The sequence below is a fragment of the Streptomyces sp. NPDC107521 genome (genome assembly GCF_055598485.1).
The window spans coordinates 582,852-595,333 of record NZ_JBVKAT010000001.1; the positions used below are offsets into that span (position 1 = coordinate 582,852).

Genomic DNA, 12,482 nt, shown 5'->3' on the forward strand with positions numbered 1-12,482 from the left:
GTGCCGCGCGCGCTGGGCGGGCGCTGGGCGGGCGCGCTGGGCACGGACGCCGGAACGGCTCCGGCCGGTCACGGCTCCCGAGCCGGTACGCCGCCACCGGCGCCGGTCGTGAGCCACGGGTACCGTTCACCCGGCATCGGTCCCCCGGCCGTCGGTGCCGACCGGAAGGCCACGGGCGTCGGTCGCTGGGCACCCGGCCACCGGTTGCCCCGGCGGGGCCGGACGGCCGCGGGAGCCGGTCACGCGGTCATCGGCCGGTCACGGGGACCGATCGGCGACGGCAGGCTCCCCTCTCCGCCCGACAGCAGGCGGTCCACGGCCGCCGCCACCGACCGCCCCTCCGCGACCGCCCACACGATCGACGACTGCCCCCGCGCGGCGTCCCCGGCGGCGAACACCCCCGGGACCCCGGTCGCGAAGTCCCCGTCCCGGGAGAGGGTGCCGTCGGCGTCGAGCGCCAGCCCCAACCGCCCGATCAGCCCGTCCTCCCGGTCCGGTCCCGAGAAGCCGAGGGCGAGCAGCACCAGATCGGCGGGCAGTGTCCGGCCGGTCCCCGGCAGCGGCCGCCGCTCCGCGTCCACCCCGGTCAGGCGCAGCCACCGCACATGGCCCTCCGCGTCCCCCACGAAGCGCAGCGCGCTCGCCGCGAACAGCCGCGCGTCCGCCTCCGACACCGGCGCCGACCGCAGCTCGCGCGCCTCCTCGTGCGCCGCCGACACCCGGTACAGCCGCGGATACGTCGGCCAGGGCTCGGCCTCCTCGTCCCGCGCCGGGCCCGGCCGGGGGCGGATGTCGAGCTGGGTCACCGAGGCGGCGCCCTCCCGCACCGCCGTCCCCAGGCAGTCCGCGCCGGTGTCGCCGCCGCCGACGATGACGACGTGCCTCCCGGCGGCCGACAGCGGTGAGACCTCCAGGTCGCCCGCGCACACCCGGTTGGCCGACGGCAGGTACTCCATCGCCTGGTGCACCCCCGCCAGCTCCCGGCCCGGCACGTCCGCCTCCCGCCAAGCGGTCGCCCCGGTGGTGATCACCACCGCGTCGTAGCGGGCCCGCAGTTCGCCGGCGTCGATGTCCCGGCCGACCGCGACCGAGGTGCGGAACCTCGTCCCCTCCGCCCTCATCTGCCCGATCCGCCGGTCCAGGCGCCACTTCTCCAGCTTGAACTCGGGGATGCCGTACCGCAGCAGCCCGCCCGGCCGGTCGTCCCGCTCGTAGACCGCCACCGTGTGCCCGGCCCGGGTGAGCTGCTGGGCCGCCGCCAGCCCGGCGGGACCCGAGCCGATCACCGCCACCGTCCGCCCGGAGAGCCGCCCGGGCGGCAGCGGCGCGACGAAGCCCTCCTCCCAGGCACGGTCCGCCACCGCGCACTCGACGTCCTCGATGGTGACCGCCGGCCGGTTGATCGCCAGCACACAGCCCGCCTCGCACGGCGCGGGGCACAACCTGCCCGTGAACTCCGGGAAGTTGTTCGTGGCGTGCAGCCGCTCGCTCGCCGCCCGCCAGTCCGCGCGGGAGACCAGCTCGTTCCACTCGGGGATGAGGTTGCCGAGCGGGCAAGCCTCGTGGCAGAACGGCACCCCGCAGTCCATACAGCGGTCGGCCTGCCGCTCGGCCAGGGGGAGCGGCGCCCCCGGCACCCCCACCTCGTTCCAGTCCCGGACCCGTTCCCCGACCGGCCGACGCGGCCGCTCCTCGCGGGGCGTGGTCAGAAATCCGTGGGGATCGGCCATGGCCGTCTTCCTTGCGTACGGGGTGACGGGCCGGGCGGGACGGTCGGAGCGGGCGGTGCGGACGCGGCCTCGCGGGTGCGGGGCCGGACGCGGGGCCGTCGGGGGACCGGCTCGTGCGCTGCATGGGGTTGTGGTGCGGGCCGACGCGTTCCGGACCGTGCGGCTCCGGCTCGCGCGTGGACCCGCGCGGTGCTGCCGGTCACCCGGCACCGAGCCTCCGGCGCGGAGCCGGACGGCCCGGACAGGGCCACCGGACGGGACCGCCGCCCGGAGTAGCACCAGCCCCTGGCGGGTGGCGCTCCGTGGCCCGTGTGCGAAGGTGCCCGTCTCGTCACGGTACGCCCGTCCGGGCGATGTGCGCACGGCGCCGGGCGTCGCCGGTACCGGACGGGCGCCCCGCGGACCGGGCCACGTCCGGCGCATCATGGGCCCGTGCGACTCGAAGCGATCACCTGGGACCGGCTCGGCGGCCTGCTGGCGGAGCGTCTGCTCGGCCTGGAGCCTGCCGACGGCGCCCGCTGGACCCGCGTCGCCCTCGACGGCGCCCCGGCCGCCCGCCCCGGCGATCTCGCCGAACGGATCGCCGGGGCGCTGCGCCCCCTCGGCCGCCCCTCCCTCGTCGTCGGCACGGACGGCTTCCTCCGGCCCGCCTCGCTGCGTCTGGAGTACGGGCACCGGGACGTCGAGTCCTACTACAACGGCTGGTACGACACGGGTGCCCTGTGGCGGGAGGTCTTCGACCGCCTCGGGCCGGACGGCGACGGACGCGTCCTGCCCGATCTCTGGGACCCCGTCACCGACCGGGCCACCCGCAGCCCCTACGTCCCCCTGCCGCCCGGCGGGGTCCTGCTGCTGCACGGGCCGTTCCTGCTGCGCCACTGGTTCCCCTTCGACCTCGGTGTCCACCTCACCCTCGGGCCCGGCGCCCTGCGCCGCCGCACCCCCGAGTCCGACCACTGGACCCTCCCCGCCTTCGCGCGCTACGAGCGGGAGGCCGAACCCGCCGCCCGCGCCGACATCCTGGTCCGCGCCGACGACCCGCGGCACCCCGCGTGGAACGGGTGAGACACGCGGTACCCGGGCCCCTCGGCACCACCGGCCGCCCCCCTGCCGCCGCCCCGGGCGGAGCGCGCCCGGCCCCATGGGGCGTGCCCCGCCGCCCCCGGGCCGCCCGGTGCGTCGCCCACTTCCGGCAAGCCGGGCAACTGGGATGATCGCCGCATGACGCGAACCGACGGATACCTCCTCGACAACCGCCGCTCCGAGGCGGCGGAGCGCTTCGACGCCTTCGCCACGCTCTTCGACCCCACCACCTTCCGGCACCTGGAGGCACTCGGAGTCGGCCCCGGCTGGCGCTGCTGGGAGGCCGGGGCCGGCGGCACCTCCGTGGTGTCCTGGCTGGCCAAGAGGGTCGGACCGACCGGCCGCGTCGTCGCCACCGACATCGACACCTCCCGCGTTGCCCCGGCCGCCCGTCCACCCGTCGAGGTGCTCCGGCACGACGTGGGCGCCGACGAGCCGCCCGGGGACGGGTTCGACCTCGTGCACGCCCGTCTCCTCCTCGTCCACGTGCCGGACCGGGACCGCGCCCTCCGCTCGATGATCAAGGCCCTGCGGCCCGGTGGACGCCTCCTCGTCGAGGACGCCGACCCCGCTCTGCAGCCCCTGTCCTGCCCCGACGAGCACGGCCCCGAGCAGCGGCTCGCCAACCGGCTGCGGCAGGGCTTCCGCGATCTGCTCGCCGAGCGCGGCGCCGACCTCTCCTACGGCCGCCGACTGCCCCGGCTGCTGCGCGAGGCCGGACTGCGCCGCGTGGAGGCCGACGCCTTCTTCCCGGTCGCCTCGGACGCCTGCGCCGCCCTGGAGTCCGCCACCGTCCGGCACGTCCGCGACGAACTGGTCGCCGCCGGGGCGGCCACGGACGAGGACGTCGAACGCCACCTCGCCAACGTGGCCTCCGGCACCATGGACCTGGCGACGGCCCCGATGATCTCCGCCTGGGGCCGCAAGCCGTAGCCGCCCCCGGCCGCCCGCGGAGCGGGCACCACCGCCCACCGCACCACCCGGAGCCCCTTCTCCCGCCTCCACCTCGCATCCCTCTCCCGCGCCCGGTGGGGATCCCCTCCCCGCCCTTCCGTACTCCGCCGGGACATCCCCTCCGCCCCGTCGGTCCCCGCCCCGCCGCCCGGTGGCCGCAGGGTGCCGGGGCGTGCTCCCGGCATCCGTACCGCCCCGTTCCGACACCACCAGCACCATGACCTCGCCCCTGTCCCTCGCCGTCCCCCTGAATCCTTGCGAAGGACGGCCTGCCGGAAACCCCGGCCCGACCCGGAGCCGCCCCTGGCGTGACCCTGAGACGGACCCGAGTCCGGACCTCATGACGGACTCCACGACACGCCCCGACCAGGTCGTCCTCCGGCCGCGCGACCCCGTGGCCGCGGCGGACTTCTACGAGCGGGCGATCGGCCTCGAACCCCTACGGGCCGCCGAGTCACCGAGGGCGCCGTGTGCTTCCCCTCCGTACGGCTGAACGCCGGGAGGATCCCCGATCCGGCGCCGCACGCCATGGCCGTGCGGCCGCGGACGCGGCCCGCGGCCGCCGAGGTCCCGGGCCCTTTCGTCAGCCATGTGCGCCTGGCCCGGCCGAGGGGCGCCTTCGACACCCCTCGCGTCCCACCGCGGGAGTAGGCCGTGCCGGATGTCGGAGATCACCCGCGACTCCTACGGGCTCGGGGCCAGGCGGCGCGCGCCTGCACCTCAGCGACCCGGACGGCAACGCCGTCGAGGCCCGGCCCTATGACTGGCACCGCTGCGGGCCCCGCCGGGGGACACCCGCCCGCCATCCATCCGGGCCCGGCACGGCACGAGCCGACGCGGGCCTGAGCAGAGCACGGGCGCGGTCCCGGCGCGGGTACGATCCGCCGCCCCGTCCCCCCGCACGGCAAGGTACTCCGGCCACCGGCACGGTCAGATCTCCGCCCGGTCAGAACAGTGGCTCGGGCAGCACGCCCTCCAACGCCAGCAGCTTCCGCTTGGTCTCCAGCCCGCCCCCGAAACCGCCCATGCCCCCGCCGCTCTCCACCACCCGGTGGCACGGCACGACCACCGGCAGCGGATTGGCCCCCATCGCCGCCCCCACCGCCTGCGCGGCGCCCGGCTGCCCCACCCTGCGGGCCAGGTCGCCGTACCCGACGACCGAGCCGCAGGGGACACCGGACGCCAGCTCCCGCAGGACCTGGCGGTTGAAGCCCGAGATCAGCGACCAGTCCAACGGCAGGTCGAAATCCCGCCGACGGCCCGCGAAGTACGCCTCGACCTGCCGCACCGCCTCGGCGAGCAGGGGAGAACCGGGCGCCTCGACGGGGCGGACGCCCAGCCGTGACACCAGCTGGTCCAGCGCCCGGTCGCGCACCGTGTCCGTGGCGTGGAACACCACGTTGACCAGGCCCTCGCGGGTCGCGGCCAACAACAGCGGACCGATGCCGGTGGCCACGACGGTCCACACGGCCTCTCGCTCGTCCTGCTCCTCGACCTCCATGCGCCCCACCGTACGGCCCGGCACCGACACTCCCGCCCGGAACCGGACACCGCCCCGGTCAGCGGGCGGGGGCGCCCACCGGTTCGCGCACGGCGTCGCGCACCACGTCGGGCCGGTTGCTGATCACTCCGTCCACCCCGTACCCGGCGACCTTGCGCGCGGTGTCCGCGTCGTCGACCGTCCAGGCGAAGACCCGCAGCGGGTCGCCGTGCGGCCCCCGGTGGGCGTGCACGGCGGAGACGTAGGGCCGGGACAGGGAGCCGTGCGCGGGGTTGATCTGGTCGGCGAACTCGGCGTACCCGGCCAGGTCGGGCACCTGCGGCGCGCCGAGGAACCCGGTCCGCACGGCGGGTTCCAGTTCGTGCACGGTCCGGACGCTGTCCGCGCTGAAGCTCTGCACCACCAGCCGCCCCTCCAGATGCCCGTCGTCCAGCCACCCCTCGTCGTCCAGCACCCGCAGGGTCTGCTCCTCGACGCCCGGGTACAGCTCGGGGCTCTTCAGCTCCAGGAGCAGCTTCTGGTGGTTCCGCTCGACGCGGCGCAGGTACTGCGTCAGCGTGGGCACGCGCGTGCCGGCGTACCCGGGGGAGAACCAGGCGCCCGCGTCCAGCCGCGCGACCTCCGCCGCGGTGAAGTCCCTCACCCGCCAGGGCGACCGGTCGGGGAAGACCTCCTCGGCGTCGGTGGTGCGCTTCAGGGTCTCGTCGTGCAGGACGACCAGCTCGCCGTCCCGGGTCCGCTGGACGTCGTTCTCCACCCAGTCGACGCCCAGCCCCGCCGCCCGGTCGACGGCCGCCAGGGTGTTCTCGGGCGCGTAGGCGCTGGCACCCCGGTGGGCGACGACCACGGGACCCGCCGCGCCGTCGTCGGTGCGGGCCCGGGAGCTGGGGGCCAGCAGGGCGATCCCCAGCAGAGCGGTGATCGTGACGGCCACTGCGCGCGCGTGCATCCGGTCTCCTCGCGTCGAACGATCACTTACAGCACCACTGTGACAGCGGAGAGTCAACGTCAAAGGGGTTCGGTGTGACCGCGGGCTGAACAACGTCGCTCAATTCCGCACACCGGGGCCCCACAACTGGGTCGATGCCGTGATTCTTTGCCGCAGCACCGTTCGGCCGTTCCGGTGGGGGCCATATCCTCTGCCAGACCCGGACCGCCCGCGCGGCGTAGGGGCGGGGGTGCGTACCGGGCTATTCCGGGACACCACCGGAACGTGAGACGGCGGAAGGCAGCCGCGGATGCGGGACACGGTCGACGGATTCAGCTACGGACTGGTCACCCCCCTGGTGGCCTACCTCATGGCCCTGCTCGGCGGCGCCCTGGGGCTGCGCTGCACCACCAGATCACTGCGGGCCGGCGGATCCCGGCGCGCCCTCTGGCTCGCCCTCGGCTCCGGCGCGATCGGCTCCGGCATATGGACCATGCACTTCATCGCCATGATGGGCTTCACCATCGAGGGGACGCCGATCCGCTACGACCGGTCGACGACCTTCGCGAGCCTCGCCGTCGCCGTCGTCATGGTCGGGGTGGGCATCTTCATCGTGGGCCACCGCGGCGCCCGCGGGACCGCCCTGTTCACCGGCGGCACCCTCACCGGGCTCGGCATCGCCTCCATGCACTACCTGGGCATGGCGGGCATGCGGCTGAACGGGCGGCTGGAGTACGACACGCCCACCGTGGCCCTCTCCGTCGCCATCGCCATGGCCGCCGCCACCACGGCCCTCTGGGCGGCGGGACAGGACCGCGGCTTCGCCTGGAGCACCGGCGCGAGCCTGGTGATGGGGCTCGCCGTCACCGGCATGCACTACACGGGCATGGCCGCCCTCCGGGTGCACACCCACGGCACCGCCGGGCCCGCCACCGGCGACTCCCCGGCGGAACTGCTGGCACCCCTGCTGATCGGCCCCCTCGCCTTCCTCCTCCTGGCCGCCGTCGTGGTGATGTCCGACCCGCTGATGGTCATGGGCGGGCCCGCCCGCCCCGGCCGGGAACCCGGCGTCCCCGCCCGTCCGCAGGGCGCCCGCGCCGTCCACCACCGGCCCCACCACCACCCGCACCACCCGCGCCGCCGGCTCGCCCACCGGCGCCCGCGCGCCCCCCAGAACCGCTGACCGGAGCCCGTTGTCAGTGCGGAGTCGTACCGTGGAACCCATGCGGCCCGTTTCCCAGATCGAACGCACGGTGGCGCCCTTCGAGGTCGTCAGCCCCTACCAGCCCAGCGGCGACCAGCCGACGGCCATCGCCGACCTCGCCCGGCGCATCGGAGCGGGCGAGAAGGACGTCGTCCTGCTCGGCGCGACCGGCACCGGCAAGTCCGCCACCACCGCGTGGATGATCGAGAAGCTCCAGCGGCCCACCCTCGTCATGGCCCCGAACAAGACGCTCGCCGCCCAGCTGGCCAACGAGTTCCGCGAACTGCTGCCGAACAACGCGGTCGAGTACTTCGTCTCGTACTACGACTACTACCAGCCCGAGGCGTACGTTCCGCAGTCGGACACCTACATCGAGAAGGACTCCTCGATCAACGAGGAGGTGGAGCGCCTGCGCCACTCCGCGACCAACTCCCTGCTCACCCGCCGGGACGTCGTGGTGGTCGCCTCCGTCTCCTGCATCTACGGCCTCGGCACCCCGCAGGAGTACGTGGACCGCATGGTCCCCCTCCGCGTCGGCGATGAGCACGACCGGGACGAGCTGCTGCGCCGCTTCGTCGACATCCAGTACACGCGCAACGACACGGCGTTCACCCGCGGCACCTTCCGCGTGCGCGGCGACACCATCGAGATCTTCCCGGTCTACGAGGAGCTCGCCGTCCGCATCGAGATGTTCGGCGACGAGATCGAGGCCCTCTCCACCCTCCACCCGCTCACCGGCGAGATCATCAGCGACGACCGGCAGCTCTACGTCTTCCCCGCCTCCCACTACGTCGCCGGCCCCGAGCGCATGGAGCGGGCCGTCAACGACATCGAGAGGGAGCTGACCGGCCGCCTGGCCGAGCTGGAGAAGCAGGGCAAGCTCCTGGAGGCCCAGCGGCTGCGCATGCGCACCACCTACGACCTGGAGATGCTCCGCCAGATCGGCACCTGCTCCGGCGTCGAGAACTACTCGATGCACTTCGACGGCCGCCTGCCCGGCTCACCGCCGAACACCCTGCTGGACTACTTCCCGGACGACTTCCTCCTCGTCATCGACGAGTCGCACGTCACCGTGCCCCAGATCGGCGCCATGTACGAGGGCGACGCCTCCCGCAAGCGCACCCTCGTCGACCACGGCTTCCGGCTGCCCTCCGCCCTGGACAACCGGCCGCTGAAGTGGGAGGAGTTCCAGGAGCGCATCGGGCAGACGGTCTACCTGTCCGCGACCCCCGGCGCCTACGAGCTCTCCCGGTCGGACGGCGCCGTGGAGCAGATCATCCGCCCCACCGGCCTCGTCGACCCCCAGGTCGTCGTCAAGCCCACCGAGGGCCAGATCGACGACCTGGTGCACGAGATCCGCTCCCGCACCGAGAAGGACGAACGCGTCCTCGTCACCACCCTCACCAAGAAGATGGCCGAGGACCTCACCGACTACTTCCTGGAGCTCGGCATCCAGGTGCGCTACCTGCACAGCGACGTCGACACCCTGCGCCGGGTCGAGTTGCTGCGGGAGCTGCGGGCCGGCGAGTACGACGTCCTGGTCGGCATCAACCTGCTGCGCGAGGGCCTCGACCTGCCCGAGGTGTCCCTGGTGGCGATCCTCGACGCCGACAAGGAGGGCTTCCTGCGCTCCGGCACCTCCCTGATCCAGACCATCGGCCGCGCGGCCCGCAACGTCTCCGGCGAAGTCCACATGTACGCCGACCGGATCACCCCGGCGATGGAGAAGGCCATCGACGAGACCAACCGCCGCCGGGAGAAGCAGGTCGCCTACAACACGGCGCACGGCATCGACCCGCAGCCGCTCCGCAAGAAGATCAACGACATCGTCGCCCAGATCGCCCGCGAGGACGTCGACACGGAGCAGCTCCTCGGCTCGGGCTACCGCCAGACCAGGGACGGCAGGGCCGCCAAGGCCCCCGTGCCCGCCCTCGGCAAGGCGGCGGCCGACGGCGCCGCCAAGGGCAGGGGCAAGGACCGCGCCGCGGCGCCCACGGACCGTCCCGCGGCCGAACTCACCGGGCAGATCGAGGAGATGACCACCCGTATGCGGGCCGCCGCCGCGGACCTCCAGTTCGAGATCGCGGCCCGGCTGCGCGACGAGGTCTCCGAGATGAAGAAGGAACTGCGCCAGATGAAGGAGGCCGGACTGGCCTGACGGCGCACGGGGGAAGGCGCAGTGTTGCAAGAACGACACAAAGTGGGGCTCGGGGTACGTCACTGTCAGTGCCCCTGCGTAGGGTTTCGGTCAACCGCGGTGTCCGCGGTTGACCACACCGCGGACCTCCGCGGCGACCGGGGAAGCACGAAGAGGGGAAGCAGCGCGTGACCGTCAACATGACCAAGGGTCAGGCCATCAGTCTGCAGAAGAACGACGGCGGCAGCCTGACGGCCGTGCGCATGGGTCTCGGCTGGCAGGCGGCCCCCCGACGCGGCCTGTTCGGCTCGCGCACCCGGGAGATCGACCTCGACGCCTCCGCGGTGCTGTTCGCGGACAAGCAGCCCGTCGACGTCGTCTTCTTCCGCCACCTCGTGAGCGACGACGGCTCGGTGCGCCACACCGGGGACAACCTCGTCGGCGGCGCGGGCCAGGGCGGCGACGACGAGTCCATCCTCGTCGACCTCCAGCGCGTCCCGGTCCACATCGACCAGATCGTCTTCACCGTGAACAGCTTCACGGGCCAGACCTTCCAGGAGGTGCAGAACGCGTTCTGCCGCCTGGTCGACGAGACCAACGGCCAGGAGCTGGCCCGCTACACGCTGGCGGGCGGCGGCGCCTACACCGCCCAGATCATGGCCAAGGTCCACCGTTCGGGCCAGGGCTGGGCGATGACCGCGCTCGGCAACGCCGCCAACGGCCGCACCTTCCAGGACCTCATGCCCGCGATCCTGCCGGTCCTCTAGGGACCGCGCGCGACCGCCGTCCGGGCGCCCGGACCCGCCGGGGAGGCGGGCCGGGGCCGCCCGGACGGCGGTCGCGCGAGCGGCGGCGGCACGGCACCAGTGACAGACGAACGACACAGGGGGATGGGCGATGACGGCCGAGCTGGTGCGGGGGCAGAACCACCCGCTTGCCCAGGCCCGCCTGGAGATCCGCGTCTCGGCCGGTACGCCGGTCGCGGCGGCGGTCACACTCGGCGACGAGAACGGCACGGTCCACGGCACCGGAGGGGTGGCCCACCCGGGCGCGCCCACCCTGCCGGGCCTCGAGGTCTCCCGGCAGGCCGCCGCCGACCACCGCCTCGCGGTGGACCTCGACGCCGTGCCGGACGCCGTGCACCGCGTCAGCGTGCTGCTGGCCCTGCCCGCCGACGGACGGGACCCCGCGGGCTTCGGCTCCGTCGCCGCCCCCTTCGTCGCCGTCACCGGCCTCGACGGCACCGGGATCGCCAGCTACACCATCACCGGGCTGGAGACCGAGACCGCCCTGGTCGCCCTGGAGCTGTACCGCCGCCAGGGCGCCTGGAAGGTCCGCGCCGTGGGCCAGGGCTACGCCGGCGGCCTCGCCGAACTCCTCGCCGACCAGGGGCTCGCCGAGGCGGTGCCGCTCGCCGGCACCATCCAGGAGGCCGTCGCCCGGGGCCTCGCCCGTTCGGTGCCGGCGCCCCCGCCGCGCACCCCGGACACCGACCGCGCCCCGCTGCCCACCACCGCCCCGGCCCAGGGCCCGGAGAACGGCGCCACCACGCCCCGCGGGGTCCCCGGACCCGCCCCGGCTGCCTCCCCGTACGACGCCTCCGGCGGCACGGGCGGGTCGGCCGACGCGGTCCCGGGCGCGGCACCTCCCGGGGGCGGCCCGATCGACTACACGCATCCGCGACGGCAGAACGCCGCACCGCCCCCACCGCCTCCGACGGCGCCCCCGGCAGCCCCCGGGGAGCCCGCCCGGCCCGTCGCGGGGGACGCCACCGGCTGGTCCATGGACGAGCGGCTCTACAACCAGGTGTGGGGCATGTTCGAGGACCTGGCCCGCTCCGCCGCCGCCTACCGCAGCGCCGTCGACTTCGCGGACTCCCGCATGGAGAAGGAGCTGGACCACGTCCTGTCCGACCCGCGCAGCCGGATCGGCGGACAGGGCGACGCCGCGCGGGAGGCGGCGCGTGACCGGCGCGGTCAGCTCGTCGCCCAGGCGAGGGAGGCCCTCGACCGCGACCTCGCCCAGCTCGCCGCCGAGGCCGACGTCGTCGAACCCGCCCTCCCGGCCGCCTACGCCCGCTGGGACAACCCCGTCTGGCACGCCCACCGGGTGCCCATGGAGACCCCGATGGCCCTGCGCCTGGGCGATCTGAGGCTCCCCGAGGCCGACGCGATACGCATCCCCATGCTGGTCAGGCTGCCGCTGGAGCGCGGGCTCTGGATCGACAGCGGGCGGCCCGGCTCGTCCGAGGGGGCCTTCGCCGACTCCCACGAACTGCGGCACCTCGCGATGGAGGCGGCCGTCGCGCACGCCGCCCGGCTGCTGGCCGTCCATCCGGCGGGCGACTTCACCGTGCACGTCATCGATCCCGCCGGTTCGGGCGCGCGGGCGCTGGAGCCGCTGGTGCGCACCGGTGTGCTCGCGGGCCCGCCCGGCCAGGGCGCGGCGGGGGTGACGGACGTCCTGGCCCGGCTCACCCAGCGGGTCGACCTGGTGCAGATGGCGCTGCGTGGCGGGGCCGCCGACGCGCTGCCGCCGGACCTCGACACCTCCCAGCAGTTGCTGATCGTCAATGACTTCCCGCACGGCTTCGACGACCGGGCGGTGAACCAGCTCCGCTACCTAGGGGACGAGGGGCCCGCCGTCGGCGTGCACCTGATGATGGTCGCGGACCGCGAGGACTCCGCGGGGTACGGGCCGCTGCTCGACCCGCTGTGGCGGTCGCTGCTGCGGCTGACCCCGGTGGCTGACGACCATCTCGCCGACCCCTGGGTGGGCCACGCGTGGACGTACGAGCCGTCGCGGGTGCCGCCGGGCAGCCAGGTGATCCAGCAGGTGCTCACCCGCCTCGCGGAGGCCCGCCGCTCCTGGGGCCGATGAGCCCACCCCGTCACGTCAAGGAAAAGTAAAGGGTCGCTGGCCAGGCATTTTGTATTTCTCTTTAC

General features: G+C 74.5%; 9 protein-coding genes. 6 read left to right on the forward strand and 3 right to left on the reverse strand.

Going from position 1 to position 12,482, the window contains the following annotated elements:
• Positions 1-239: 239 nt before the first annotated feature.
• The gene (locus tag ACZ7LB_RS02455) at positions 240-1,730 is read right to left on the reverse strand and encodes a glutamate synthase subunit beta (RefSeq protein WP_471464979.1); all 1,491 of its coding nucleotides are present in this window, start codon (positions 1,728-1,730) and stop codon (positions 240-242) included.
• A gap of 432 nt (positions 1,731-2,162) precedes the next feature.
• Here ACZ7LB_RS02455 and ACZ7LB_RS02460 point away from each other — a divergent pair, with 432 nt between their 5' ends.
• On the forward strand, positions 2,163-2,795 hold the full coding sequence (locus ACZ7LB_RS02460; protein ID WP_471464980.1) for a nucleoside/nucleotide kinase family protein: 633 nt from the start codon (positions 2,163-2,165) through the stop codon (positions 2,793-2,795).
• 156 nt (positions 2,796-2,951) lie between these two features.
• Positions 2,952-3,746, forward strand: coding sequence for a methyltransferase domain-containing protein (locus tag ACZ7LB_RS02465; protein ID WP_471464981.1), 795 nt, complete (start codon positions 2,952-2,954; stop codon positions 3,744-3,746).
• Positions 3,747-4,713: 967 nt separating this feature from the next.
• On the opposite strand, the gene ACZ7LB_RS02470 is transcribed toward ACZ7LB_RS02465, so the two are convergent.
• A complete protein-coding gene (locus ACZ7LB_RS02470) occupies positions 4,714-5,268 on the reverse strand; it encodes a methylated-DNA--[protein]-cysteine S-methyltransferase (RefSeq protein ID WP_471464982.1) in 555 nt (184 codons plus the stop codon).
• A 58-nt stretch (positions 5,269-5,326) separates the two neighbouring features.
• Positions 5,327-6,217, reverse strand: coding sequence for a glycerophosphodiester phosphodiesterase (locus tag ACZ7LB_RS02475; protein WP_471464983.1), 891 nt, complete (start codon positions 6,215-6,217; stop codon positions 5,327-5,329).
• A gap of 289 nt (positions 6,218-6,506) precedes the next feature.
• Between ACZ7LB_RS02475 and ACZ7LB_RS02480 the strand changes: the two genes are divergently transcribed.
• The 4 genes from ACZ7LB_RS02480 (at position 6,507) to ACZ7LB_RS02495 (ending at position 12,417) form a co-directional block, all read left to right on the forward strand.
• Positions 6,507-7,379, forward strand: coding sequence for an MHYT domain-containing protein (locus ACZ7LB_RS02480; RefSeq protein WP_471464984.1), 873 nt, complete (start codon positions 6,507-6,509; stop codon positions 7,377-7,379).
• Positions 7,380-7,419: 40 nt separating this feature from the next.
• A complete protein-coding gene (gene uvrB, locus ACZ7LB_RS02485) occupies positions 7,420-9,558 on the forward strand; it encodes an excinuclease ABC subunit UvrB (RefSeq protein ID WP_471464985.1) in 2,139 nt (712 codons plus the stop codon).
• 167 nt (positions 9,559-9,725) lie between these two features.
• Complete coding sequence (locus ACZ7LB_RS02490) at positions 9,726-10,304, forward strand: TerD family protein (RefSeq protein ID WP_471464986.1); 579 nt, start codon at positions 9,726-9,728, stop codon at positions 10,302-10,304.
• Positions 10,305-10,434: 130 nt separating this feature from the next.
• Entirely contained in the window at positions 10,435-12,417 is a 1,983-nt protein-coding gene (locus ACZ7LB_RS02495) for a TerD family protein (RefSeq protein WP_471464987.1), read from the forward strand.
• Positions 12,418-12,482: the final 65 nt, after the last annotated feature.

What these genes read in the sequence shown, in the direction of transcription:
- ACZ7LB_RS02470 (WP_471464982.1), bottom strand. Translation starts at nt 5,268, where the DNA reads ATGGAGGTCGAGGAGCAGGACGAGCGAGAGGCCGTGTGGACCGTCGTG.
- ACZ7LB_RS02495 (WP_471464987.1), top strand. Translation starts at nt 10,435, where the DNA reads ATGACGGCCGAGCTGGTGCGGGGGCAGAACCACCCGCTTGCCCAGGCC.
- ACZ7LB_RS02465 (WP_471464981.1), top strand. Translation starts at nt 2,952, where the DNA reads ATGACGCGAACCGACGGATACCTCCTCGACAACCGCCGCTCCGAGGCG.
- ACZ7LB_RS02475 (WP_471464983.1), bottom strand. Translation starts at nt 6,217, where the DNA reads ATGCACGCGCGCGCAGTGGCCGTCACGATCACCGCTCTGCTGGGGATC.
- uvrB (WP_471464985.1), top strand. Translation starts at nt 7,420, where the DNA reads ATGCGGCCCGTTTCCCAGATCGAACGCACGGTGGCGCCCTTCGAGGTC.
- ACZ7LB_RS02480 (WP_471464984.1), top strand. Translation starts at nt 6,507, where the DNA reads ATGCGGGACACGGTCGACGGATTCAGCTACGGACTGGTCACCCCCCTG.
- ACZ7LB_RS02455 (WP_471464979.1), bottom strand. Translation starts at nt 1,730, where the DNA reads ATGGCCGATCCCCACGGATTTCTGACCACGCCCCGCGAGGAGCGGCCG.